This is a genomic window from Photorhabdus heterorhabditis, assembly GCF_001280945.1.
GTDB classification, from domain to species: Bacteria; Pseudomonadota; Gammaproteobacteria; order Enterobacterales; family Enterobacteriaceae; genus Photorhabdus; species Photorhabdus heterorhabditis.
Genome location: NZ_LJCS01000011.1, coordinates 1 through 26,408 on the forward strand (window position 1 = coordinate 1; position 26,408 = coordinate 26,408).

General features: G+C 43.5%; 26 protein-coding genes. 17 read left to right on the top strand and 9 right to left on the bottom strand.

Annotated features, from left to right (window positions below; all coding sequences use genetic code 11):
- Positions 1-286 (bottom strand): helix-turn-helix domain-containing protein (locus tag AM629_RS06190; RefSeq protein WP_152911974.1); only part of this gene is annotated, 286 nt, incomplete at its 3' end.
- A gap of 681 nt (positions 287-967) precedes the next feature.
- On the opposite strand from AM629_RS06190, the gene AM629_RS06195 reads away from it, so the two are divergent.
- From AM629_RS06195 to AM629_RS06260, 14 genes are all read left to right on the top strand, one after another.
- Complete coding sequence (locus AM629_RS06195) at positions 968-2,071, top strand: toxic anion resistance protein (protein ID WP_054477165.1); 1,104 nt, start codon at positions 968-970, stop codon at positions 2,069-2,071.
- Positions 2,072-2,127: 56 nt separating this feature from the next.
- Positions 2,128-3,168 (top strand): 5-bromo-4-chloroindolyl phosphate hydrolysis family protein, encoded by a 1,041-nt coding sequence (locus AM629_RS06200; protein WP_054477167.1) that lies wholly within the window; start codon positions 2,128-2,130, stop codon positions 3,166-3,168.
- A gap of 245 nt (positions 3,169-3,413) precedes the next feature.
- Complete coding sequence (locus tag AM629_RS06205) at positions 3,414-3,812, top strand: DegT/DnrJ/EryC1/StrS family aminotransferase (RefSeq protein WP_054477169.1); 399 nt, start codon at positions 3,414-3,416, stop codon at positions 3,810-3,812.
- Positions 3,775-4,047 carry a hypothetical protein gene (locus tag AM629_RS06210; protein ID WP_167338257.1) on the top strand — a complete coding sequence of 91 codons (273 nt, stop codon included), beginning with the start codon at positions 3,775-3,777 and terminating at the stop codon, positions 4,045-4,047. The genes AM629_RS06205 and AM629_RS06210 overlap by 38 nt, the downstream gene beginning before the upstream one ends.
- Positions 4,048-4,229: 182 nt before the next feature.
- Positions 4,230-4,589, top strand: a complete 360-nt coding sequence (locus AM629_RS06215) for a hypothetical protein (protein ID WP_054477173.1) — start codon at positions 4,230-4,232, stop codon at positions 4,587-4,589.
- 43 nt (positions 4,590-4,632) lie between these two features.
- Positions 4,633-4,947 carry a type IV conjugative transfer system protein TraL gene (locus AM629_RS06220; protein WP_235525407.1) on the top strand — a complete coding sequence of 105 codons (315 nt, stop codon included), beginning with the start codon at positions 4,633-4,635 and terminating at the stop codon, positions 4,945-4,947.
- A 10-nt stretch (positions 4,948-4,957) separates the two neighbouring features.
- Positions 4,958-5,737: a TraE/TraK family type IV conjugative transfer system protein gene (locus tag AM629_RS06225; RefSeq protein ID WP_054477177.1), complete on the top strand. Its 780-nt coding sequence runs from the start codon at positions 4,958-4,960 to the stop codon at positions 5,735-5,737.
- 2 nt (positions 5,738-5,739) lie between these two features.
- Positions 5,740-6,915, top strand: a complete 1,176-nt coding sequence (locus AM629_RS06230; RefSeq protein ID WP_054477179.1) for a TraK domain-containing protein — start codon at positions 5,740-5,742, stop codon at positions 6,913-6,915.
- Between the two features lie 5 nt (positions 6,916-6,920).
- A complete protein-coding gene (gene htdO / locus AM629_RS06235; RefSeq protein ID WP_149616955.1) occupies positions 6,921-7,361 on the top strand; it encodes a plasmid transfer protein HtdO in 441 nt (146 codons plus the stop codon).
- 12 nt (positions 7,362-7,373) lie between these two features.
- Positions 7,374-8,750, top strand: coding sequence for a TrbI/VirB10 family protein (locus AM629_RS06240; protein ID WP_054477183.1), 1,377 nt, complete (start codon positions 7,374-7,376; stop codon positions 8,748-8,750).
- A gap of 11 nt (positions 8,751-8,761) precedes the next feature.
- Positions 8,762-9,235 (top strand): hypothetical protein, encoded by a 474-nt coding sequence (locus AM629_RS06245; RefSeq protein WP_152911975.1) that lies wholly within the window; start codon positions 8,762-8,764, stop codon positions 9,233-9,235.
- The gene (locus AM629_RS06250; protein ID WP_054477187.1) at positions 9,232-10,095 is read left to right on the top strand and encodes a thioredoxin domain-containing protein; all 864 of its coding nucleotides are present in this window, start codon (positions 9,232-9,234) and stop codon (positions 10,093-10,095) included. Before AM629_RS06245 ends, AM629_RS06250 begins: the two co-directional genes overlap by 4 nt.
- Positions 10,096-10,098: 3 nt before the next feature.
- The gene (locus AM629_RS06255; protein ID WP_054477189.1) at positions 10,099-10,839 is read left to right on the top strand and encodes a TraV family lipoprotein; all 741 of its coding nucleotides are present in this window, start codon (positions 10,099-10,101) and stop codon (positions 10,837-10,839) included.
- A 9-nt stretch (positions 10,840-10,848) separates the two neighbouring features.
- A complete protein-coding gene (locus tag AM629_RS06260; protein WP_054477191.1) occupies positions 10,849-13,557 on the top strand; it encodes a TraC family protein in 2,709 nt (902 codons plus the stop codon).
- 62 nt (positions 13,558-13,619) lie between these two features.
- On the opposite strand, the gene AM629_RS06265 is transcribed toward AM629_RS06260, so the two are convergent.
- Genes AM629_RS06265 through AM629_RS06275 form a run of 3 tightly spaced genes read right to left on the bottom strand, consistent with a single transcriptional unit; the run spans position 13,620 to position 15,467 of the window.
- Positions 13,620-14,024 carry a hypothetical protein gene (locus AM629_RS06265; RefSeq protein WP_054477192.1) on the bottom strand — a complete coding sequence of 135 codons (405 nt, stop codon included), beginning with the start codon at positions 14,022-14,024 and terminating at the stop codon, positions 13,620-13,622.
- On the bottom strand, positions 14,024-14,542 hold the full coding sequence (locus tag AM629_RS06270; RefSeq protein WP_054477193.1) for a hypothetical protein: 519 nt from the start codon (positions 14,540-14,542) through the stop codon (positions 14,024-14,026). The genes AM629_RS06265 and AM629_RS06270 overlap by 1 nt, the downstream gene beginning before the upstream one ends.
- Positions 14,535-15,467, bottom strand: a complete 933-nt coding sequence (locus AM629_RS06275) for a hypothetical protein (protein ID WP_149616959.1) — start codon at positions 15,465-15,467, stop codon at positions 14,535-14,537. The genes AM629_RS06270 and AM629_RS06275 overlap by 8 nt, the downstream gene beginning before the upstream one ends.
- A gap of 601 nt (positions 15,468-16,068) precedes the next feature.
- Between AM629_RS06275 and AM629_RS06285 the strand changes: the two genes are divergently transcribed.
- The 3 genes from AM629_RS06285 to AM629_RS06295 all read left to right on the top strand — a co-directional run bounded on the left by AM629_RS06285 (position 16,069) and on the right by AM629_RS06295 (position 20,970).
- Positions 16,069-17,271, top strand: a complete 1,203-nt coding sequence (locus tag AM629_RS06285; RefSeq protein WP_149616960.1) for a ParB-like helix-turn-helix domain-containing protein — start codon at positions 16,069-16,071, stop codon at positions 17,269-17,271.
- Between the two features lie 273 nt (positions 17,272-17,544).
- Positions 17,545-20,004: an Ig-like domain-containing protein gene (locus AM629_RS06290; protein ID WP_054477199.1), complete on the top strand. Its 2,460-nt coding sequence runs from the start codon at positions 17,545-17,547 to the stop codon at positions 20,002-20,004.
- Between the two features lie 642 nt (positions 20,005-20,646).
- Positions 20,647-20,970: a hypothetical protein gene (locus AM629_RS06295; protein WP_054477201.1), complete on the top strand. Its 324-nt coding sequence runs from the start codon at positions 20,647-20,649 to the stop codon at positions 20,968-20,970.
- A 100-nt stretch (positions 20,971-21,070) separates the two neighbouring features.
- Here the strand turns inward: AM629_RS06295 and AM629_RS23905 are convergent, their stop codons facing one another.
- From AM629_RS23905 to traD, 5 genes are all read right to left on the bottom strand, one after another.
- On the bottom strand, positions 21,071-21,232 hold the full coding sequence (locus AM629_RS23905; RefSeq protein ID WP_161804214.1) for a hypothetical protein: 162 nt from the start codon (positions 21,230-21,232) through the stop codon (positions 21,071-21,073).
- A 140-nt stretch (positions 21,233-21,372) separates the two neighbouring features.
- On the bottom strand, positions 21,373-22,560 hold the full coding sequence (locus AM629_RS06300; protein ID WP_054477202.1) for a S49 family peptidase: 1,188 nt from the start codon (positions 22,558-22,560) through the stop codon (positions 21,373-21,375).
- A gap of 10 nt (positions 22,561-22,570) precedes the next feature.
- Positions 22,571-23,233 carry an IncC plasmid conjugative DNA transfer DtrJ family protein gene (locus tag AM629_RS06305; protein ID WP_054477204.1) on the bottom strand — a complete coding sequence of 221 codons (663 nt, stop codon included), beginning with the start codon at positions 23,231-23,233 and terminating at the stop codon, positions 22,571-22,573.
- Between the two features lie 3 nt (positions 23,234-23,236).
- On the bottom strand, positions 23,237-24,316 hold the full coding sequence (locus tag AM629_RS06310) for a hypothetical protein (RefSeq protein ID WP_054477205.1): 1,080 nt from the start codon (positions 24,314-24,316) through the stop codon (positions 23,237-23,239).
- Entirely contained in the window at positions 24,316-26,400 is a 2,085-nt protein-coding gene (gene traD, locus AM629_RS06315) for a conjugative transfer system coupling protein TraD (protein ID WP_054477207.1), read from the bottom strand. Before traD ends, AM629_RS06310 begins: the two co-directional genes overlap by 1 nt.
- Positions 26,401-26,408: the final 8 nt, after the last annotated feature.

Here is a 26,408-nt window from a genome sequence, read left to right on the forward strand (position 1 = left end):
CAACCACCTGTTCAGGACTCAAATCTTGCCAAATTAACCGTTTTATCCATTTTTTGACTTCCGGCGTTATTTTTACGGCTTTTTTAGCAAAATGACGACGAGCTAATCCCTTCAAATGAGCCTGTTCCGGGCAATAGGTTTGAACTTCTTGATTTCTCTTCAATTCTCTGCTGATGGTCGACGGGCTTCGCTTAAGTGACTCAGCAATGAAACACTGTGAAAAACCGGCTTTTTTTAAACTGGAAATCTGGTATCTTTCTGTTTCGGTCAGTTGTATATAGGTCATTGTGCATTTTCCTGTGGCGGGAAAGATGCCTACTATAGCAACTGACCGCCCTTCTGAAAAATTGCACTTATTAGTCGAATCCGCCTTTTGTGTTTAATGGATTGGTTCTGGCAAAGGTTGTTTTAAATAATTATTTAATATTTATTTGTAATGTTGAAAATTAATATGTATATTTATCTTGAATCTAAAAAATAAAGTTTTTATTTTGTATATAATAAATGTTGAATTTTATTGAATGTTAGTGGGATAGATGATGTATATAAGAATACATGTAAATATATTGAAATTTATTATTAATGTTTAAAATTAAAGAATTAAAGAATTAAAGAATTAAAGAATTAAAGAATTAAAGAATTAAAGAATTAAAGAATTAAAGAATTAAAGTTTTTCTTCTATAGTTAACCAAGGAAATTTGCTGAAACTTGTTCACAGGATGAGTTTGACAACAATGTTATTGTTGAAAAGTTCTTTTTTAGTTAGGGAACATTACGTATTCAATATAATTAAGGTCGCTTAAGATTTAGCTTATAACGCTGGTTTATGCAGGCATTTTTTATTTTATATGTCAATATTTACAAGCGAAGCAGGAAATAGAACTTGTTTTAAACATGTCATAGATACCATATAATATTCCTATTTTTTATATGATTATTTTACCTATTCAGCTAACAGGATTATTTCATGAGCACTAAAGTTATACCTACCCCAACATTCGGTCATGAGATGGTTATCAATGAGTCAACTACTCTGGTTGATCAAGAACATCTCAACGCATTAATAGATAAGATCGATATTTCTCAACCTGCGGCGGTGATCAGTTATGGTGCCAAGCCGATGGGGGAAATTGCTCGTTTTGCCGATACTTTATTAGATAATGTACGGACGAAAGAAGCCAATGAAGTAGGTCAGAAACTTTCAGCTTTAGTCATGTTTATTCGCGAACATGATGCGTTATCCGTAGAAGAGAAAAGCAGTGGATTTCTAAGAAATTTACCGTTGATCGGTGGAATTTTTAAGAAAGTCGAACGCACCATGATTGATCAGAAGACACTAACACAGCAAGTCGATACCATTGCCACTCATCTGGATAATGCAATGCTTAACTTGCTGCGTGATATTACTGTATTAGATCAACTCTACGATCGTAATCTGGGTTTTTATAAAGAAATATCGCTCTATGTTGAAGCGGGCAAACAGAAATTACAACAGATTAAAACAGTGGAATTGCCTTCACTACAGAGAAAGGCAGCAACGTCTCAAGACATGATGGATGCGCAGAGTGTTAAAGATTTGCTGGAAGATATTAATCGTTTTGAACGCCGTATTCATGATTTGGAGCTGTCAAAAACCATTGCTATACAGACTGCACCACAGATTCGTATTGTACAAAATAACAACCAGCAACTGGCGGAAAAGATCCAGAGTAGTATCCTTTCGACATTACCAATCTGGAAAAGTCAGATGGTACTCAATTTGTCACTGAAAGCGCAGGGTAAAGCGGCTAAATTGCAAAAAGAGGTGGCTGATACGACCAACGATTTATTGCGTAAAAATGCTGAAATTCTGCAACAGAGCAGCATTGCAACGGCGACTGAAGTGGAACGCTCTATCGTTGACATTGAAACCCTGCGTGATGTGCAGAGTCGTTTGGTCAATACGATTGAAGATACAATGCGCATTGCGTCAGAAGCGCGTATTAAGCGGACTGAAATCGAGAAAGAGCTATCTTCAATGGAAGATAATTTACGCCAGCGTTTAACTGCGGCGGCTAATGCACAATATTAATCATCTCAAGATGCTTCCTGACAGTAATGGATAATAGATAAGAGTAAAATATATATATGCCCACACCTCAATCATCGGCTGACCATAATGCGGCACAGCAGCAGGAACAGGAAGAGTTATCCTTGCTCGATAGCATTAAGCGGTCTTTATCGCGAGTACTGTTTCATATCAAAGTTTTTGTCCTCGCGTTTACGTTGGCTTGTGTTGCTCTGTTTGTTCCTTGGTCTTTTTTGACCTTGCCTGCGGATGATCATCATATTTCCAGCATGGTGCTATTATCAGGCTATATCGGATTATTAGCTCTTTATCCGCCACGTCCACATAGGTTGGCAACTTTGGCCGGTTGGTTGGTAGTGGTGTTGAGTCCATTGGCGGGACTGTGGGCTGTTGCGTTGTCGTTTGGTGGGTTAGCGACTTTGCTTATCACTATTATCAGACAACGTAAACTAGAGGTAAGCAGATTCCCGTTATTGCTGATAGCAGCGCTTATTATTGTATTGCTGTTTAGAATGGATACCCATGCTATTCCTGCTTGGTTCGGTGTTGCATTTTTTGCCATCGTGCTGATAGCGGCATTTATTGAATCTTGGCGCCATCTCCGGCGGCAAAAAGCGTTGCGACGCCAACAACAGATTGTTGCTCGTCAACAAGCAGAGGAGCAGCGTCGGCAAGATGAAGCGCTGGCAGAGTTTGCGGAATATTATCAACAATTGGCTCAGATCAAGAGTTATAAGTCTGGCATGACATATGAGATACAGGAGTTGGTTAGCCAGATTGAGGAGAAAACGCAGGCGATCATTGGCTGTATGCGAGCTGATGCTAGGGATGTCACGCCCGGTAAATTATTTCTCAACCGTTATTTGCCAATGCTCGTCAAGTCATTGGAGCGTTGTGTTTCGTTAAAGGAACACAATGCTAATAGCGGACAATTCGAAGAGGTGAGATTACTGACTTATCAAGGGATGCGGGAAATGAGTGTCGCATTTAGTGAAATGCATCAGCGTTTGTTGGATAACGATATTGACGATCTACGGGTAGATCTGAAAGTAATGAATCAGTTGATCCGTTCCCAAGGATTTGGTACTAAGCACGATTAAAAAGGCTGAAAAATTGATGGGAATTGCGGAGCGGTATCATTGGATGTACTGCTTATCACCGTGGGTAGTTAACGATAGTTCGTTTGGGTGGCTTGTTAATTGAGTCCCTATGAGGACCTTAATGCGGCCCTTTTTCAATCGGCCTGGCGGCATAGCGTTGCCTCTTTGTTGGCTGCACTCATTCACCCCGGTCACAGAGTTATCTCTGCTCCTGGGGATTCGCTCCCTTGCCGTCGCGATCCATCTTGAAATCTATTGGGTATATAACCTATAACAGAAGAGTTGACTTATTAGTTGTACATCTCGGATCGGCTGTTGCTGACCTACATGCCCTGCGGCGTATAGCAGAACAAAGCAACTTACTGTTGATAGAGGACTGTGCTCAGGCACATGGTGCCCATTTTGCTGGTCAACATGTTGGTACCTTTGGTAGTGCAGGCACTTTCAGCATGCAACACAGCAAACTGCTGACAAGAGGAAGTGCGTATTACTTCATTACTAACCCTGCCAATGAAGCGCTTGTTATCACAGAGGGTTCTCCACATGCTATTGCTTCTATTATTTCGTGGTATTCGCTTAGTGCATATACCTACCACGCTGCTTGCAATGAGCGATTCGGTTATCTCACTCAAACAAGCGGTTAATATGCCGCAAGGCAAAAATCTCATCGGCTGTTTTCACACACCGGAAGCGGTTTTTGCCGATACCGCCTTTCTGCTGACTTTACCTACCCAGCACTTACGCTCTGGGTTATGCGAAATTATCAAGAATGTGCTGACGCTGGAAGTCTCGCAAGAAGTGGATAGTGTTTCACCTGCCGCAGAAGTTCGGGGAACTCATCAAGGCGCGGGCGTCCTCACCCATAGAGACGCTGGATAGATTTAAGCAAGCCCTCATTAATCAAAATCTGTCTTGCAAACGGGATGCGTTCATATAGTGACCATAGATTTTATCCATTCACAAAATCCTGAAAAAAGGGCCTCTATCTGGCCGTGACTCAAAATGGCGACGTTTATGATGATTCGGCTAGTCAATATGTTTCCACATTAACGGAGTCCAAGATGGAATTATCACTTTCTACTAACTTTTCTACAGCAACCTCATCGACTGAAAAGAAGGGGTGGTACCAAAGCACAACTGCAAAATTGATGTTGTGCTTATTGTTGAGTTTGGCTGTTTGCTCAATGGCTTTTGCTGGTTCTGACGACGGTGCGCTCGGTGACATTTGGGCGTATATGACTGAGAGCTTGACAGGCGCACCCGGCAAAATCCTTGCAGCAGCAATGTTGTTCTCTGCTGGTTACTTTTCAGTTCTTAAGCCAAATCCAGGTCTGGCCGTTGTCTCTTTTTTAATGATGTTGATTTTGGCTAACGGTGAAAAGATCATCAGCGGATTTATGGACGCAGGGGTTCCTCTCTAATTACCTTTTTGAGGGGGCCACCCCCTCTTAAACAGAGGTTATCGTGAACGAACAAACAGCACTGAATCATACATATCGCTTCCCGTACCGGATAAATCTCCCGTTACTGATTTTGTTTTGGGACGCTAAACAGCTGGGAGTCGCTTTTTTAGTTATGGCTTTCGGTAATATTTTTGAGTGCTTTACATTCGCGACCGTAGTGGCAGTGGTTTATTGGTATGCATACAACAAAGCTCTGGAACTCGGAAAAAGAGGGTTAATGCGCCACAGATTATGGTGGACAGGATTTCTACCGGGAACGTTTGTTTACTCAAGCCGCTATTTTACTGACCCGTTCATTCGCGAACTGTATTCGTAAGAGGCAGTACATGAAATTACTCAGCCAGATTAAAAAATTAGTGACTCTGGGAAAATCTGAATCCCCTGTTCAGGAGAATGTAACTGATGATCTGTCTCAGGACAAAGGTCGTTTAAAACCCATCCGAAAGTTACTTAGCCAACAGTCGCAAGAGTCGGGTGCAGGTATTACGTACAGTGAACTAATTTTACGCAATGCTAAAATTGTTAAATCTAATATTCTGCTTGCAGCTGTTGTTGCCGCAGTAGTCGTCAAGGTCATGTTTTTTAGCGATCCGATAACGATTATCACTCCGCCAAACATGACCGAAGAGATAAAGCTAATCGGTAATAAAACGTCCGAATCTTATAAAACTCAGTGGGCCCTGTTTTTCAGCACCATGGTTGGCAATATTAATCCCAAAAATATCAATTTTGTAACTGACTACATTACTGAAGCTTTGTCCCCTGAACTCCAGGCCAAAACCTCCGAGGAGTTACAAAATCAAGCGACGCTGATGGCAACTCGCGGTGTAGACCAATCATTCTCCCCAAACGATATTTACTACGATCCAAAAAATGACGTGGTTTACGTTTGGGGTAATAAGACTACTCGACTGATTAACGTGCCAGACAAAGTAGAATCGTCACGATGGACATATGAATGGGTACTCGGGATGAAGAATGGACGTCCTAGAATCGCGTACGTCAAACAGTACGCTGGTACACCAAACATCAAAAAAGTAACAATAAACGGCAAAGAGCAGCTGGCTAAGTTAGATGATGCGCCAGTGCAAGCAGGTGGGAACTAAGTATGAAAAAAAAATACAGGAGTATTTGTTTTGCGCTGTTAATGGCAGTTCATACAGCTTACGCCGGAGAATATCAGCTCCCGGCTGAGGTGAATAACAACGCAGCTATCGCTGTACCGGACAATTCAGGTAAGGTTCAGCAAGTTGTCACGGATGCTTTGTCAGTTGCTAAAAAACCGACTACCGATTTACCGTCAGTACAGCTCTCCCCAGCAGTCAACTCTATTACCGATGCTTTAGCAAAAAAAACGACATTTCTGGATGCCAAAAAGTCGAAGGTTGATGAATACGGTCGAACTGTAAATAATGGTGCAGAAGGTGCAGCACAACATGCTCAAAGTGCATCAACGAGCAAATCAGAAGCTCTTTACAACGAAGCACGAAACAGATATCAGCAGAGTCAACGTATTAATGTTCCGCCTGGAGGAAATGTTGTGTTACCCATTTCCCGTGGTCTGCAAAACCGTATATTTACTACTTTCAAAAATGCCAGCGTTTCCACATCAGCTTCAGTAGAAGATGCAAGCATTTATGTTGATGGTGGTGCAGTCTATATCACCACAAACAGCGACCGCCCTATTGGCATTATGTTATCGGAAGACAATGTGCCGGAAAGTACCTACAACCTAACGCTTTTGCCTCTGGATGTACCCGGCGCAATGATCTCGGTTTCAACGCAACTCACATCTGCAATGACGGCGAAACGTGAAAAGAGTATCGATGATCAGCAGTATCAACAAATGCTTGAACGTTCTCAGCAGGCAGAAATGCAACATGAGGACGCCAAACAAGACGATCATAAGCAACGCGTTATCGATTTGCTAACGCCGGTTGCTCTCGGTGAAGTCCCAAATGGGTTTAGCCTCCAGACTGATCGTCTAAGCCGTATCCCTGTGTCAGAACAAACACCATGCCGTTTCAGCATGTATGCCAAACTAGGTCAACGCCTAGTAGGTGCGCGTGAGTTGATCGATGTTGTTCTAGTGAAGAATGACAAACCTTATGGTCAGATTGTCCCTGACCAGCAGTGTATTAGCGAAGGTGTTATTGCCAGTGCGATTTTTGATAAGGCATTTTTGCAGCCTGGGGAAGAAACCGAGCTATATATTGTCCGGGATAAACTTTACCAGGAGCGTCAGGCTAGAGTAACAACCCGACCGAGCTTAATTAAAAAATAATAAAGATGGATCGAAAAGTAACTTTGCTAGTTATAGCCCGATACGGATTGGTGGCATTTGCCGTGTTCATTGCGAGTAGATGTTATTACCAGTCTACAAAGATAAGACGCAGCACAATAGAAATTATCCCGAGTAATCCGGTGGTCGAATATCGTGATGTACTTAATTCAGAGCAAAGCGTTATCAGGTTATCTGATACCACTCTTAAGAATAAATTTGTTGGTTCAGACGAAGTTGAACCGACAACCAAAGTGCAGAAAAAATACGATAAAGCTGATGGTGGAAGAGAGAGTTATCACTCGGTACTAAAAAGCCATAATGTGCCGGAACCTGTAACTTTCAGCTCCAATGATAATTGGGCAAAAGCTGGGGAACCTTACATTGTGCCTCAAATATCTGATCAAGATCGTCAACTCAAGATAAAACGTTATCTTGCACCTAAGTAATGGAGTTGAGTTATGGATATTAAAAAAACGTGGGCCACGAATAAGTCATTTCGTTACTCAGTTCTGATTATGTTAATTCTGACGCTGATATTTGCTATAAGTCAGGCTTTATTCACCAAGCCTGTCAAAAAGCAGACTAAAACAGATAAAAAGGATATGCAGACCAATTTCCTGCTTGATGATTCGCAAATGAATAAGCTCAGTGGTCAGGAAGCAAAGGCGGTATATGCCGACATTGTAAAACAGAACCGTCTGGACCAGCAGGAAGCTAAACAGGATCGTGAGAAGGCAGAAAAGCTTCAGGCTGAAACAAAGGCTGAGATGGCAAGTTTGCGCCAGCAGCTCCAGGCAGTCACTCAGCAACTTGCTGATGTGCAGTTGGGTAAGGCCAACAATGGCAACCGAAGCCTTGATTCACGTAATCCCAGAAATAGTCAGCCTGACACAACTGCTCCGGGTAATGCCCCCTATCAGCTCAATAGAAATGCCCCGGTAAACGGTGAATTCGCAGCAAACGGTGTTATTCAGCCTCAACGAATGAATCCAATGCGTACTATCACTCAGTCATCAATCAAAACTAGTGGCAACAACGGCATCATCGAGGTAACGTCGGTATCTGAACAAATGATTAAAGAAGGTAAAGAGGTTTTCGCCCCGAGCGCAACCCCTGCTTCTAACAGAACTGTAAAAGGTGATGGCACTACACCGATTGATAGCAAAGCTCGGCATGCAGCGCGTAAAGATGAGATGTTCTTGCCTGCAACGTCAATTATCACCGGTGTGCTGGTTACCGGCCTTGAAGCCCCAACGAGCATTTCTTCCAAGTCTGAACCTATGCCTGTGACTATGCGCATTAAAAAAGATGTTATTCTGCCTAACAATTTTACGATGGATCTTCGCGACTGCAACTTACTCGGTTCTGCGGTTGGTGACCTTGCCTCGCAACGAGCTTATATCCGGGCGACTTCTATTTCATGCGTTAACTCAAAAGGTAAAGCGTTTGATGTGAAGCTTGAAGCATACGCTGTGAGCGAATTTGATGGTAAAAACGGTATCAAAGGCACTTTGATAAGCCGTAACGGTAATGCAATTGCTGGTTCCGCAGTAGCTGGTGGACTTTCCGCCCTTGCCGGTAGTCTCAGCCCTAGCCGGGTCTCGTCTCTCAATATCGACCCTAATTCACAAGCTAAGTATCAAACTCCTAATTTTGATGCTTTAGGCGCTCTGGCTGGCTCTGGAGCAGCAAGCGGTGGCTTGAATCGTCTTGTCGATTACTACACGAGCATCGCAGAACAACAATGGCCGGTAGTTGAGATTAGCCCAGGTCGTCCGATCACGTTCGTTGTTCAATCCGGCGCAACGATTCCGACAAACCTTGTATCCAGGTAAGAGTGGAAACTATGAATAACGAACCTAAATCAGACGAACGGGCAACATCAGAAAATGAGCATGTAGCACCACGTTCGCTAAAGAGAAAGGTAACACTTGAATTTGAACTTGAAAAGTTACTTTGGGTGGTTGTAATAAGCGGCCTAGTTATGGCCGCAGTATTTTTCGGATATCGTTTTTTCAGTCAGGTAAATTTCAGTAGTTTTGGTCGTTCGGGGCCAGAAATTGCTGTATTTGACTTTTTAGCAGTCCAGGAAAAATACAAGGTTGATCCAACGGTTCCCGCAAACAGTAATTTTGATACATACCTCAGAAAACTGATGGCACTTTATCGGGTTCGGGGATATCTCGTAATCGATATAAAATTAACATATACAATTCCACCAAACACGAAAATGGTTCCATATCTGTCACCGGCTGACCTTGCAGAAGAGTTAAAATCGGAAGGAATTCCTGAAACGATCTACGAGGTTCAGAGCAGGTGAAGAAGCTACTTCCGTTGCTATTCGCAACGCTTTCAATGTCGCTATGTTCGACCGTTAAGGCAGATGCAAAGGTATTTAATGATACGGATGCAAATGTGTTAATGAGTACAGCAAAAGATGGTGGAGTGGTAACGCCCAAACTCGATGCATTGCTATCTCAAATGCGGAGATATAAACCGAAAGATGCGATTTTTATTCCTTCAGGTGGATTATTCGTTTTTGAAGATGAGAAAAAGCAACTTATGGCAGTGACAACTACAGGGCGTTACACAATTAATGGTGGAAGCCTGGTAGATGTCATGAAGCGCACCCAACTGTACTCAGTAAATGAATTAAGGGAAAGTTACTTTATTAAACTCAAAGAAGCCCCTTTTCCTCTTTCTACTGTATCTTCAATATCGCTGGGTAACCCAAAACTCAATCGTCAAGCTGCGATTTTTATTTCGCTGGATTGTGATGGTTGCCAAGATCTCATTAAAAAATTCTATGACAACCGGGAGAAATATCATGTTGATGTTGTTTTAATCCCGACGCCTGGAGCAGCAAAAAATAAATTACGTCAACTATGGTGTAGTAAAGAGAAATTTAAAATTACTGATTTTGATGTATTGCAGTGGTTAACCGGTAATAAAGACGACGTTGAAAAACGATTGCTATCTCTGGAGCAATCACAAGAATGCTCAGTCGAGCCGTTAGTGGCATCCCTGATGTTAGCCAGCGTGTATAACCTTCAGGGTATACCGTCTGTCGTTCGCGAAGATGGTCTTGCAGGTAATGGTATTCCCCAGGATTTTGACGCTTGGTTAAAACAAAGCGTTGAGCCCCTTCTGAAAAACCCGTTTGCATCCGATAAAGGTTAAATCATGAATTTAAAAAAACTTGCGTTAAGCGTAATTGTTGTTGGTTCGGCTTCTTATTTGACTGGATGCACAATCGGTAGCTCTGAATCGGAATGCCCCGGCATGGAAAAAGGTGTGATTTGTAAAGGACCACGGGAAGTCATGGAGCTTACGAATAACAGTGACGATCTTAGCAATTTGTTTAATAGAGAGAAAAATGAGGGAAAGGGGCAATCGACTGTCAATGACAGTCGGTACCCTGCGGAGATAACGCCGCCAGGTGGTGTTGTTTATCCTAAATCGAAGGTACTGCACAATCAACCAGTACAATCCACGGCGGTTCAGAGCGCCCCGGCACCACGTTATTATGAGCCTAATGCAGATATCCCTCGTGCTAAAGACCTCTATTCGATACATAACGGCCAACCGGTGAACCCTACCCTGTCGGCGAATAACATTCAGCAATATCGCTCTCAGGGCTATAAACAATCCGTAGTCGCACCAGAGCCTCTGGCCGTGCTTCAGCAGGGTAAAGTAATGCGTATTACGTTTGCTCCGTATACAGACGATAACAATGCACTGAATTTGCCTGGATACGTGTATGTCAACGTGAAACCTCAGACATGGATCGCCGGAAAAAATGCAACTGACAATCCGGCTCGTATTGTTCCTCTCGAAGTTCAGGATGCTGCTCGTGACAATATGCAGCAACAGCAGCGTGCTACTCAGGCTGTTAGCTCGAATGGCGTGATCCGTCAGCTGTAAGGAGATAATGTGACATCTTTTCAGAAGCTTAATGAGGAACTCAAACGTCATAAGTTGGGTTCTTATATACCTATTTTCGACCAGCTAGAAGGTACACCTTACTTTTTGATAGACGGCAATAAACTCGGCTTTATGTACATTTGCAACCCTTCTCCTGGAGTTTATGAAAATCAAAAAGATATACTCTCTGAACTGTATAAAATGGATTTTCCTGTGAATTCAGTCTGTCAGGTTACCTTTTCTGGGTTGCCTGATTTGATCATGCCATTGAGCTCATGGGCATCAAGCCGTGGTGGGCGTATGACTGGCAAAGACAAAGAAAAAGCGGATCTTCTGAATGCTTACCAGCTTGATTATTTTATCCGTAGTCAGTATGAACCCTTGAAACCTCATTATGATCAGCTGACACTCCGTGATTTTCAGGTTTGGTTTTCATTCACAATCCCATTACAGAATGCACTACCCACTGAGCTTGAACACCGTCGTATCGACATGTTGTATTCTGAGATAGTCAGTAAACTGAAAACCATGGGGATGTTCCCTCATCCTGCAAGTGCTGAAAATTGGCTTTATTGCATGGATAAACTTCTCAACCCAGGTAAAAACACCAGATGGGCTGAAGGCAACATAGAGTTCAATACACTTCGTCATCTAAATGAACAAGTGGATGTTCCAGGTAGGAAATACACTATCGAACATGATTATTTCTCTTCGACGACGAACAATAGCGATAAGTCTGAAAACCGGTACTTCAAGCAACTATCAGTTCGTAAATTTCCGGAGTATGTCAACTTCGGCTGCATGTATGAATTAGTTGTTAACTGGATGCATGGACGAAAAACTGTTTACAACCCATTCATGATAAATTTCACTGTGGTGTTTGCTGATCATAATAAACTCAAAAGTGAAAACGTCAGATACAAAGCAATTACCAATAAACAAGCCAGCATACCGATTGTTCTAACTTTCTGTCCTCGCCTACGTGATATGGACAACGATTATATGTCCATAACTAAAGAGCTGGAGGACGGCGCAAAACTGCTACTGGGGTACCTGACTTTTACTGTAATGGGTGAAAGTTATGAAGAGGTGTGTACCGGCGCTGAACAGATGAAGTCATTTTATCTGGAAAGCCGCGTAAATCTTACTGATGATTCCTACATCATTTTCCCTTCATTAATGTCAATGTTACCAATGTGTAATGATGCGAAAACGGTACTCGAACTTGACCGGTTTGAAGTCATGACGAACAGTGGAGCTGCCCACCTCACCCCAATCTTTGGACCATGGAAAGGCAACACGCCTAATCCTGTTATTAACCTTGTCTCACGAGAGGGCCAGCTCATCGGCCTCGACATTTTCAAAACCTCAGCCAGTTATAATGTTGTTGTTGGAGCTACATCCGGTGCGGGGAAATCATTTTTTTCAGGGTATCTTATCAACAATTATCTCGGTGCTGGACCACGGCTTAATGAGTTAATCCACTACAGAGACGCGATCGAGCATTTTAAAAGCAATGCTTATAGCGAATTCGATCCGGATGGAGCCCAGGTCTTTGTTGTGGATGTTGGCCGCTCGTACCAAGGTATTGCTGAACAGTATTCCAACAGCCAGTTTATCGATTTTGGTAAAACACCTACATTCACTCTTAATCCATTTGCCTTTTTGACTGATATCACAGAGGATGCAAGTGAAATTGCAGAAGCATTTACATCCAATGGTTACCACGACACGCAAGAGGAAGCCAGTGGAGACACGGCTAAGGATCGTGTTGCACAAACCATTATGGTGCTCAATCAATTGAAAATGATGGCATCCGAGTCTGGACAGATTGATGACTATCAACAATCCATAATGCTTAGCCTGATCTCTGAAGAATACAATGAAGCCAAAAAGGAAGGTCGAACTGGCTCTGTAACAAATTTTGCTAAACGATGCAGTAACTTTCATGACCAACGCATTAAAGATATAGGCGCTCAATTAGGTGCGTGGTCAGATGGCGGCATTTATGGTCAGCGCTTTACAGATAAGCTGCCCCCGATAAATTTTGACAGTCGTTTCATCGTGTTGGAGTTAGAAGAGCTTAAAGGTACCCCTCACCTGCAAACTGTTGTTCTGATGTCTATCATCCAGGCAGCTCAACACGCTATGTTCGTCAAACGTGATGGTCGTCGACGTCTCTTCCTGTTAGATGAAGCATGGGAATACATCAGGCCGGACAACGCTAACAGCAATGGTAATCATGCCAATAATCATTTTTTCTCTTCTTTCCTTGAAGCCGCCTGGAGACGCTTCAGGAAAACAAACTGCGCAGGTATTTGTATAACCCAGAGTTTTGAGGATTACTACACATCCGCCGTGGGACGTGCTCTTACTAACAACAGCCCGTGGAAAATTATTCTGAAGCAGGAAAAAGAGGCAATAGAGGCGATGAAAAAGAACAAATATTTTTCTACGTCTAATGCTGAATACGAACGTATGAAGAATATCCGGACCGAAAAAGGTGTATTCTCAGAGCTACTGGTTCGTTTTGAGAACGTTCAGGAAATTTGTCGGTTGTATGTTGATAGGAAGATGGAGTTATGTTTTACAACTGACTCTCGAGACCGTAACCGCTTATGGGACATACAGGCAAAGTTTAATTGTACCTATGGAGAAGCCATAGATCGGCTTTATGAGGAAGAGATGCGCGAAAAATTCGGAATCAGAGTAGCCTGATTGTTACACGAGTGCGGCCTGCCGCGCTCGTTTTCTCCACGGTCTTTCCCGGCAGGTTAATCTTAAAAATTATCATTGGTAGCGGCAACGCGAACTGGTTCAGACATGTAGGGTTTAAGTTGAATCGTAACAGTGGCACTATTCTCGTTGTTATCCACTTTTAGTGGAGTTTTCCCAGGCAATGACATAGTCACAACTGCCGGGCCTGAGATTGCAAATCCATTTTCCGCAGACGGTGGAACTGTCACAATCCGGACAGCAACATTTTCATACCGGTAATACGAAATGCCAAATGTTGAACCAGCTTCTGTATTAGCAACATCCACTACTACTGGTGATAAACCAATGACCTCATTGGTTAAAACATTTTTTACTGAGGCGCCCGGCGGGTCTGTCACAATCTTGTAGGGAAATGCGCAAACAGGTTGAGACAACATCAACGAAGTTAAGAACATAAGTTTTTTCATCAAACACCTCGCCGATCAAAATTAAGCAAGTAATTGATTGATTTATATTTCTTTTTTTCTTCTGGTTGACCAGGGAATATATAATCTAAACTGAAATATAAGGGGAGGGTGACTGATGTTTTTGGCTTGTTAGTTATTGAGCGGAATGGGTTTGAAATTAGTATCATCTGGTCTTCATTTGTGTAGCACAGACCAATTAGGCCGATTGTTGGCGCTTTGAAGGTCATGATAGTACCTGGCGGTATAAGTTGAGTTTTACGTGTCGAATAGCTGCATCTGCTGCCAGCAAATGTGACATTGCTAAGCTCTATGAAACTTTTTGTGCCATTTCCAGCCAAAAGAAACATGTCAGTCCCGGCACTTTCCACAAAAAAAGCAACTTTGCCATTCGTATTGGCAGTAGTTTGAGCTTCTAGGGATAAGTCATAATCAATCGACGGAACAGTATCGTTTATACGGTCAATAGAGGTACATCCGGTTAGTAGCAGAGAGATTGATACCAGAAATTTATTAGTCATCATTCATCCTTAGTGTCATCCTGTGAGGGACGTTAATTTCCATTTTTTCGCCTGGATAAAAGACCATTTCCCGAGTCCAGTATCCCGATCCTCCAACCATAGTATTTCTTCCGGTTACATAGACTTCTGAAGAAAACTCCATATGAGTTACTTTTCCTGCACTGATCACATGATACGTGTAGCTCGGGGATAATCTGGCTGTTTGAATGTCTGTTTTTAGCGTTTTGATGTTTTTGGTTATAACCGGAGGCTTTTTCTCATTTAGCCCCAGTTGTTCAGTTGAACGTAATGCCTTATCAGTTTCGGGGATTGAAAATGAGAAGGAGTCTAATGATTTTGGCCCAAATATTGCCAGAGCGTCTGGCTCATTTTTCGTGAGCGCTACAACAGCCTGTAAAGGCGTCTCTGCGAGATTGTTACTAAACGAGATGGTAAGACTGGAGAGAGGTTCCAGCCAAAGTAAACTTTTACCTGCTTCGTCGGAGCTGATTTCGACTGGATTATCCAGAAGGGTTTTATTTTTTGCTATTACTTTAAAGTCGATTTTAGGGATAACGATAGTTAGGACAGCATGGCGTGATATGTTGATAAGATTTACGTAGTTAATCTTATCCAGATGTGTCCTGATGACGGGGCGTCTTGCCTGATTAACCAGCCATTTTCCATCTCCCCAGGAAAAACTAAGATCAATAATATTCGGAACGGTATCCGAAGTTGGTTCTCTTTGCTCTGTGGCGACCAGCATCTTTTGAGGTTCTGAAGTCGCCAGAATAGGGTAGGAGACAAACGTAAGTAGGGTTGCCAATAATGCTTGTTTAAGACGGCTGTTAGCGGTACGCATTATTTCTGACTCTGATGTAATTCGGTTATTGCATTTATTAACTGACTGAACAGGGAGTAGTGACCATGCGAATCGCTCAGGCAAAAAATTCTCCCGGTAAAGTTAATTAAGTCCAGTTCCTGGGAATGGCTTAAAGACATGCAGTACGACCTCATAAGGAATCTATCTGATGATCTTACCTGCATAGTGGGTTCGTCATGACCACTTGAGTGGGGGATTTTGGCTTGTATGTGTGCTGCTTTTGGAATAGAGGGGTTGATCATCTGTAGTGCCAGAGCAATGTAAACAATCTCTATATGTACATATAATATATACCCGTCATCTTTCAAGTTGCCTCTTTGTTGGCTGCACTCGTTCACCCCGGTCACATAGTTATCTATGCTCCCGGGGATTCACTCCCTTGCCGTCGCGATGCATCTTGAAATCCATAGGGTATAACCATTTTACTCATTACTTGAACTAAGAGATTTCTGGGTGTTTGTATGAGTTTGTAATATAAACACCTGTTTAAATCATACAAATACACACTGCATTTCTAGGTATTTGAGAACCTTGCTTGTTTGTTATGGCCTGTGACTTATGTACGGCAGTAACAGCGGCTACAGAGCAACTGAGATGATGGAGCAAGGGTTGAACTCATAAAATTTCACATGTGGACATCAACTTCTGAAAAAAGTTACTTTTAATGAAATTTACCCCAAACAGCCTACGGTATGCTTTTGCAATAGTTGAATTAGTAGATAGTGATGCAGAAATGGAGAATCGAATGATTGGTGAGGCAAGCATTTTCAATACAAAAACGTCTTCTGGCAGGTACATCCGTAACTTGAGGGAGTTTGGCACGAACAATCACGACCGATGCTCTACGGCCAATATGGCGTTCTACATTGATCCATTGATCATTAAGGTTACGCCAGGCTTCAATACCCGTGAAATGGGTATGGGAGATGACTATTATCTTTTGCCTGAAGTTGCTGCCCATATTGAACACATTAAGGATGCGTACATTCGTGGGGAAGAAATCGATCCAGTCAAAGTTCAACTTATTGATGGTGAGCCGTTTATTCGTCAGGGGCATTGCCGTTTACGCGCTGCAAAACAGGCTATCGCTGAAGGCCATTCTGTTGAAAATTTCATTTGCTTGGAATTCACGGGTGATGAGCTACATGCCGAACTGCAAACCCTGAGTGGTAACAAAGGTCTGCCATTATCGCCTGTTGCAATCGGTGAGTCCTACAAGCGCCTCACTACAGGGCTTGGCGGTTGGTCCACGGAACGTGTTGCCCAACATCAGGGTGTTTCTGCTGTAACTGTTACGAACTATATTCGACTGACGACGTTACCGCTGGAGTTAAAAAAATATATTCATGCTGATAACGTCTCCTACACAACGGTGCTAGAAATGGTTGATCAACTCGGCACAACAGAGGCTATCGCTTTTATTAAAAATGAGTTGGCAAGTATTATGGCATCCCATAAGCGCGCAAAAGCCAGTAGTACGCCGCCGGTTCTTCGCGTGAAACCTTCGTCGTTTAAAGAACCTCGCGTTCCACCCAAACTGGCAACGCGAGCTGTCGAAGGTTTAAAGCACTTTTGCACTAACCTGTGTGAACAACTTATAGAAATTCCTGAAGATCAGGACGAAGTCACTGTTAAGCTCGACCGAGCAACCATTGAAATGCTTTTAACATTAAAAGAAGACATTTCTAAAACAGAGCAGAAGCAGCTGCGTCGGGCCAATAAACGTGCTGGGAATAATGACAAAAATTCACCGAATAACAGTGATGAAAATAGCAGAGCAGGTGCTACGTCATCTGATCAGAAAATGCTTGAAACGGGTAGTCCAGAGTATTCGGGGGTAAACGCGGTTCTGAATAAGGTGGGTTAATTGCGGAATGTGAAATTGTGTTGATTCACTAATAGAAATTTCTATGTGGTATCACACCCTTTTGTCGGGCTTCTGCCCGACTCAGGCCGCTGATAAACCTCGTTGAAAATAACGAGGTTGGTTTCTTGCATCCTGACTCTATTACAGATAACTGTCAGGCAAAGTAACTTTCCCAGTTTTAGCTGAATTGTAAGAAATTCAGTACCCCTAATTAGACCGTTTGACCGATATTCATCCGGTACAATGTGGCTAATATCAGATAAGGGGCTGACTATGCGTTTAAAATACATTGCTGGAATGGTGGGGATTGTAATCGAGTTAACCAGTCTTCCCGCCAGTGCTTTGGTTTATAACTTCTCGTTTCAGGATACGAACAACACGGTGGTTAGTGTACGCCCGGTTACTCAAACCCTTTTGAATCCATCAGGTAACATTACACTTAACCTGATCTCCGGACTTGACCGCTACGAAAAAATAACCGTGACTCGCGACAGCGACCAGGCGCAAATGTACTCCGGGTACACTACGCTTGTCGGGGTGGCAGATCGGGTAATAGCGCAGAACGGTACTGAGTATTATGGTAAGGATATGACGCTCCCGGCCCTTGGTGAAGGTTCATATACGCTGGTCAATGAAACCCTCGATCTCAAGCAGGCTGTCGTCAGCAGTAATACCTATCAATTTACTGTTGATAAGACTAAGCCTGTATATACCAGAATTTATCCGGACCCGAACACCGGTTACAGTATGGTGCTTAGTGGTCCGTTATGGGAGCTGGGGCGTGCCGGCTCCGGTCAGCATAATATTTTTGCGGATGGTATTGAGGATACCAGCGGGATCGACTCAATCAAGCTAATCATTAAACGAGCTGATGGGACTGTAGTTTCTGATAATGCTCTCAGCTACGACGTTGCTAATAAACGAGCCTTCTTCACTTGGGCAATAGATGCGCGCACCGGGGCCGGGATGCCCAGCAGTGATCTTAATGAAGAGTTCACTTTCAATTTTATCGTTAAGGATAAGGCCGGGAATATCCTCACCATTCCACCGCAAAGGTTTAAATATGATGACCAGATTGGTGAGTATACTCGCTTCGCAGTCTATGATTCTCGCGTCAATACCAGTGTTGTTCCGGGGATAGCATCTGGATATGTTGCCTATAAGCCCGGGCTTGTCGTTCTAGAAAACCCCTATCGCCTCGTCGTCCGGGTACCTAAATCCAACTGGCGACCCTACAGAACGGGAGGCATCACACTGATCAATGCGTATGGCGGCGTGAATGTCATTTCAGAGGATGCCAGCTATGTTTATGCTGAGTTAAAACTTCCTCAGGGCTTACTGGATGGCAACTACGTTAGGGTGGAGAACACCTATGAGTGGGGGGGCGGATACCTGACAGGCGTGGAGAGTGATCTCATTTGGGATGCGGCTTCGCTAAAATCTCCGGCCTGGGGATCACCAGCTATTGAACGGCAAAAATCTGATGGTACATGGTTTAACAGTGTCAGTTGGTCCAATTTAAAGGCTAAAGATATGCCTGTAAAGCTGACAAACATCCGATTTAACGTACAGGCTCGTCCTTATGCTCAGAACATTACCGGTCCTGTTGGCTGCAATATTCCCGCAGGCTCAACGTCTTGCACTATATCACTCGCGAGAGATATCACTGTAGGTACTACCGGTTATCTGCATGATGGTTATCAAATTCGATCAAGCAGTGAGGCCACGTTCATGACCCCTGTATGGGAAAACGTCGCGTGGCATACTCTGGGTCCAACAGTAACAGGATACAAATATAATGATGCAACCAATATTCTCGAGGTTTACGTAAACCAACCCGGAGATGGTTTCTATTTTGATACTGTACGTATAGTGCGCGTCTGGTTAACAGATAAATCCAAGGCTAATGCTGAAATTTCAGTGACAGGAAAACAAACCGGAAGAAACCAGGCTTCGGGGAACTATACCTATGTGTTCAATATGAAAGAGATCCCTGAAGGTGTTTATGATATTCAAATCAATGCTAAAGACTCTTTTGATAATACTGCAAGCCTTGCATATGAGAATATTACTGTCGATAACACTCCCCCCATGGTAAATATCAGTTATGAAGATAAGTCTATTAATAAGGATATGACGGTTTATGGACTTGAAAATATCCGCATTAAGCTTTCTGATGCGCTGACAAAACCCTCAATGACAAGGATGACTTTGCGAGGTGGGCCAGTGTCTGATTCGGTTGAATTATCCTGGGTTAAAGTTGGAGATAATATGTATACACCTAATTATCCAAGAGTTTTTCCTTCAATTTCAGATGGGGAAACCTATACGTTGACAGTCACTGCCACCGACGAAATGAATAACAGCAAGGATGAAAGTGTCGAGTTTAACTATTTGCCCAATAATCTGGTTCGCATGGAAAATCTGAAAACTCTGGCAGTAAGTAGTTCGCTTAGAACGACTGACAATACCCTCCTTGCTGTACTTTATGCAAGTCAGTTGCGTAAAAAAGACGGTTCCATTGCAACAGGACTACAGGATGGTGTGCTCACTGTTCGTAAGGATGCGGCCTTCGGCGTGACGATTAATGGTGTCTCTGCTTTACCAGGTGAAAGTAAAAATATTACTTTAGACCTTGGCTTGGGGGACAGCCGTAATTTCCCTATTTACCCGGCAAAGTCCGGAAAAACAGGTATTTCAGAATTCATGATCGATATTCCAGAGCTTAAGTAAGATTGCCAGACTTTTCCTGCGGTACGAAGGAACGGAATGGGTCAGTTCAGTCTTCAACGTACTTCTGTAGGAAGAGGATTCTTCAGCCGGTTATACAGCTGCGGTGGAGTTTATGCTTAATCAGCAACTATCCGTGGACTCAGATGATTCATATCAGTGTAGATAGTGTGTAATGTTATATACCCAATGGATTTCAAGATGGATCGCGACGGCAAGGGAGCGAATCCCCGGGAGCATAGAGAACTCTGTGACCGGGGTGAGTGAGTGCAGCCAACCAAGAGGCAATTTGAAAGATAACGGGTATACAACGTTTTTAGAGTAATCACAGTAGATCATCCGGCTACAGTGTCATAATAGTAAGCGGCTCGTGTCGGTATTGTCTGTTATGTAATTAGTGAGGCTGAAGTTCCACGCCATTCAGTCTGCCGTGTCAGCCAGACTGAAGAGCACGTTTTCCGCGATATTATGTCTATTTCTACCCAGCCGTTGCGGTGGTACTCGTTGAACGCATCTCGTTGATTCAGTTGCCGTTAGGGACTTGGCTTCTGAGGATAAGAGATTTTCATTGGTTTAGTGCGCAATTTCCTCACGGTTTAGTTATAATCGGTTAAAAATGAAAGCATAGAGAAACAGGAGGTTATTATGGAATATTTGTTCATTATCGCCGTGATTGTTTATGTATGGAAGTTCCGTCGTCCTGCTTCTAAACGTAAAGTAGAAAAAAAAGGTGTCCGTCAGAATCAGAAAGAGAGGGCAGTGTACCAGAATCATATGGCAAATCTGCATGATTCAGGGCCATACAGTATGGACGTTTTCGAGCGTGTTCGTTGGGGGGGCGATGCCGCTGGTCCAGGAAAAACCCAAGCAGATATAGCGTTAGAGCAATTCCGAAACGAAAATCAGCATGACGATGATTTCAGTAGTAATTTTTCATCCGGGACTAATGATTTCAACAGGCCGTGGTGATGTGTCTGTTATAAAAAATGCAGATTCATTGATGATAGCCCTATTGTCTGCAAAACACAGTCAGCGGGCATCTCATCACTACCTGTTAATTCTATACAACTCAATCAATATGATAGCTAGCCAGTATAACCATCAGTTTGTCATGATCTTCAGGTGTATTTGGAAATGTCATTATGGTTTCCTGAACTCCAAATGCAGCATCAAGTGAAACTTTCGCAACGTCATATCGCTTTATCACAGCAAGCGCAACCACGTAGCTCAAGGGTATCCTTTTGCCATGTCGTTTACTCAGTGCTCCAGATCTGTTATTAACTCAGCTTATTATCTATGACAGTCTGCTGTAAACCCCACGTAGTTCTTCTCTTAAATGACATAAATCCCATGGCTATAGTAGAACCATGGTTACCTCAGTTTTGGGGTCGTGGTGACCGGTAATGCGCTCTGATAGTGCTCTGCAAGACTGGTAAATTGTTCCATTCCTTTAGCCAGGCTAACAAACAGTCCTAATGCTGAACGCAGATTCTTACGGGGCTCGTTGTATTCTTTAAATTTATCGGTACCGTAGAGCTTTTGAAGCCGCTCTCGCAGCTCAGTTGTTGTCACCTCTCCATCAATCAGCCCGTAATCTATAGCAGCTGGTGTCAACCAGATCCGTCCGGAATAGAGACCAAGACGTTGGGCGTCTGAATGGTTCAGGATTTTGCCCTTTCGGCCAAGTTCTACGTCACTGATAAACGTTTCATGCATTTTGTCGAGCAGTTGCGATTTCATAAACTCCTTGGTTTCCGGGGTCATTGGGTACCAGGGATCGAGAGAGTCTTTGAACTCTCCTGCGATAAGAGGTTCATTCTTTACACCAACCGTCTTCATTACTTCCGAGACATCCCAGTGATCCATCCTAACGCCAATACTGCCGATAAGCGCGTTACCATCTGCATAGATAGCGTCTGCCCCAGCTGCTGCGTAATAGCAGGCCGAAGCACATAGGGACTTCACGCTCACGACAACCGGTTTATATTTCTCCCGATCTTCTTTGGCAAAAGTACCTTTACCATCTTTCAGAATTGCCAGAACGTTGTCTCGGACTTGCTGGTATTCAGACTCTTCAGTGAGGATCGTGCTGTTGGACTGATACTGCTTATCCAGCGAGTTTGAGCTGGTGGATTTCCCACTTTCAGTAATCTGTATAGCATCCTGTGGTGTATGGATGGAATGTAACTGGCGATAGATGGAGATAGCATCAGAAGGGTTACCTCCACCCGACTCCGCTTCAATCAGTACTGCCCGAACATTGGGATTGTCGTATGCTTTTCGTATTGCGCTAGCGATGATTGTACCGTCCCCTGTTTCGCTTCCAGTGCCCATCGTACCAGTGATTTTAATAATAGCGATATGTGGGCTTTTACCTTCATCATCCTGATATTTATTGTAGATGTTATAGAGTGAGAATCCGACAGCGACGATGGCCAGAGTGGTCATCACTGCTTTGGACGTCGCGGTGATACGTAACATTTTATAAAAACGATTTGCCTGAGTATTGAATGATAGTGTGAGCTTGTCGATTGAGTGATTTTCTGGTTTTTCTGACATCTAATGTACCCTACATAAGTTTTTGGTAATTGGCACAGAGCCTGTTAAGGGAAATTCCCAGTACCAGCAAAGCCAGTGGAGGGAATAGTTGCGCGATATTGTTGAACAATGACAAATTGGGTAGCAGCAGATAGGTGATTGACAGGAACGTAATGAGCCAAAATGCACGAAACCATATTCTGTAAAACTGCACAGTTACTTTCCCGAAAACATATCGCTTCAATTTCCATTGATACATGCCGTCAAGAAGCAGTGCGGCCAGGAAGGGTAAGAACACCCAGAACCACCCCAGCATGAGGAACCAGCGATAGATAGATTGGAAAACCAGCAGGGGGGTATTTCTGGCAGCGTTGTAGTTAAATGACATAGCCTTTTCAGCTATGTTATTAATGCCACGGCTGGGCTTCGCATCTTTTGTAGGGATTAAGACCGAATTCAGCCGTTCAATCATGCCGTATTTGGTGACGAGAACCTTGAATGTATTTTCGGTGTTTTCAATAACAGTTTGCCACCTGTCAGATGGAATGATTGCTTTGCTAGCTGCTATTTCTTGCTGGATTTGCTGGTGCAGCTCTTGGGAGTCCTGTAAAAAAAGGCTGTACAGAAGGTAACCAATGAGTCCAATAAAAACGAGCGCACGTAACACCATGTAACATTGGCTGTTTTTGTCCATAGTTCATTGTCTCCATTCGTTCACCAGCTCCAAACGTTCTTCTGGAGTCCGGTAATGATTTTTCCACATTGTCAGTACGCCCAGGTTCCACTGATAGTTTTGCGGAATGACGCGGGAGATCAACGCGTAAGACACCATTCGCTGGTGGTCATCACTAAGCCACTTAATCTGTCCTGGCTCGGGGAGATAAACGCTGGTGGTTTGCTTATAAGCAATACGGCTAAAGTCGACAAAGTTAAAATCCCATGGTGTCCATAAGCGGTATGCGTCGTTAAAGCTGTTTTTATAAACTGGCAGAGTTAGAAGCGAATCGCTGAACTCCCGGATAACCTGCTGGCATATTTGTGCACACCGTCTTGCAGCTGTGATGCGAATAGATGGGTAAACGGCATTGGCAACGATGCGGTTGAACATACTAATGTACTGACCTGCTGGGTCCGGGAGGCTGTCAATTGTCTTGAGCAGTCGGTTCTTCAAACCCGTTAGGAAAGGCGAGTCTTCAATAGTGATAATTCGGTCATAGTCAGTATCCTGCTGTTTTGGATGCTTTATCCGGCGAATATTTCGGTACACCACTTCTTCAGGAATGGTAAGGAATGTTGGCAGAAATTTCGAAAGGTCGATAAAACTTGGCAGCAGATACCAGCCCAAAAGAACGCTGTTGGACTTTACATACTGCTCACGGTCAGCATGATCATCAAAGCTAAGCCTGAATTGAGCAGGGTTGATGTCAGAGACACTGTTCAGCCAATCAGTTACTGGTCCGCACGCAACAGACCAGTAGTAGTGTTGCTTATCACCATACAAATCCGAAATACTTGTCACCCCTTTAAGCATGAATAGTTCGGAGAGCAGTACCGCTATGTCGTTGAGTGAATCAAGATCACCTTTATTACCAAACTTGATTACCGCCTTATGAACATTCTGTTGGAGATTTGTAAGACGAGCAGAGGTTTCAGGATCGCTGGCATATTTGCTCCCGAGAGTAAGAAACTGCTGCTTCATTTTTGAAAGGCATTTCTTTATGATGTTCAGGACATGACTATTTAATTGTTTGCTCTGTAGTGTAATTACGTCATCCATCAGGTGGCTCTCCGTTTGTGCGTCTCTACTTTTTTTACGTCAATGTTTCGGCGCAAAGTTACTTTGCTGACAGGCTTAAACAGCATTTCCATTAATGTTGTATCTGGCAGCATTTCACTTTCTGGTACAGAAATTGGTATCTGGCCGACTATCTTCCTTCCATCCTGAAGTCGGGCAACGATATGTAAGTTCGGTACCTGTCCGAGTAGCTCTTTAGGAATGGATTCTTCCAGGCTGGTGGACTTTCTTTCTGATATCGAACCAGAGAAGTTATTATGCGGTACGTTCGTCCCGGTTCCGGTCGTATAGGTCACTTGATTTGTGTTAATTGCACTTTTCCCAAAGTTGTCGATGACAAGAGTCTGCGTAGGAAGGTCATTGACACGAAGGCTGATAAAGTTGTTGCAAAGGCCGGTGATCCTGTTTGCTGTTTCAACATTAGCGGCGGCAATGAAGTCAGAAATGGTCTGGGTACAGACAAACAAAGCAATTTTTGCCGCACGACCTTGAGCAAGCAGGTTAATCATGGACGTATTGATTGCAGAATGAGATTCGTCGATAAAAAAACTTATCCGCGAGTGTTTGGACATATTGCCATCAACTGCGTTATAGCGGCGGCCAGCACATGCTGTCAGATCAGATGTGACCAGCTGAGAAATAGCACGGGCTGATTCTGGGTCTGAAAGGCCGTCGAGCGAGATATATAACACTCCACCGGAATTGAACATCCCCTCACTGTTAATGACCTTAATGTTGTTTTTAGCAGTCTCCGAGGGAGAGAGTAAGTCATCAAGCGGACTTTCAGTCAGACGTTTAAAAAGAGGCATAATCGACGCTGTCATCTTCGCAAAGTGTGAAGGGTCCCATGTGGCGTATTTATTCAATTCTTCTAGCGTCGTTAAGCCGTAGATTCTTTCTTCATTTGGATAATTCAGGAAATGGATGTCATACCATTCTTTCAGACACTTAAAGCGGTCAACTACGCTGTCGGTTGGCTCGTATTTAACTTTGTTGATCCATTCCGCGGCCCCGTAGACTTTGGCATAGACACTTTCCATTGCCTTAATAGCAATATTTACGAGAGCAGCTTGACTACTCATGTTCCGGTATATTGACCGAATAGATGGCTTCTCCCCGGACAGGCGCGTACCCATAATAATTGAGGATACTAAAGCTTCTCCATATCGAACAAAAGGATCAGACTCACCTGGAGTTGAGATGAGACTCATCAGACGACTTGTCAGGTCCGTATCGTTGACATAGTTATGGCAAACATCGATTGCTACTGATAGAGATGGCTGACCTGGGTGAAAGTGATAGAAGGGAATCCCGAGATCCTCACATTCTTTTTTCAAGCCTTTTTGCCAGTCAGCATCGTTTTTAGGGTCAATGACTACCACAACGTGTCCAAGATGAAGCATGCTGGAGCTGAGCAAGCGAAGCAGAACCGTCTTTCCGGTACCAACGTTGCCGGTGATCAATGTATGCCCAAACCAGTTATCTTCAGTTACGAAGAGTGGTAGGCGTGTATCGACACCAAAAATGGCATTATTTCCACCCATTTTACGGGCCAGTGCATCAAAATGACGGGTAATTGGCCTCAGTGGAAACGGAAGGGCTATTTCCTGTTTGTTACTGGACAGGTTATTAACCTGATAGGCGCGTTCGGCGTGTTCCGGACCCCATTCATATCCGTCGCATAGGTATGTTTTACGCCCCGGGAGGTTTTTATTCTTTGCCTGAGCTTTTGCCTCAAGTGCTCTGTATTTTCTTTCATCAGAAAACAATTCGCAGTGATTAATATCTCTTAGCTCTTCCAGTGCAACGAACTGAAATTCTCGCTGGAAAATCCGCCAGTGGGCACGAAAATAGGGGATAGCACTAATTATCCGGTAGATAGCTAGAAGAAATATCAGACCAGTGATGAATAGAACAATGGGGGCTATGTTCATGCCATCAGCGCTATACCCGTAGAAAAGGGTGTATGTACCGGCAAACAACAAAATAGCTGCACTTCGAAATTCCAGTACCGGCCTGTACAGGTTTTCCTGGGCATGTAGATTTGTACGTTTTGGCAGTGCCATATTTGTTC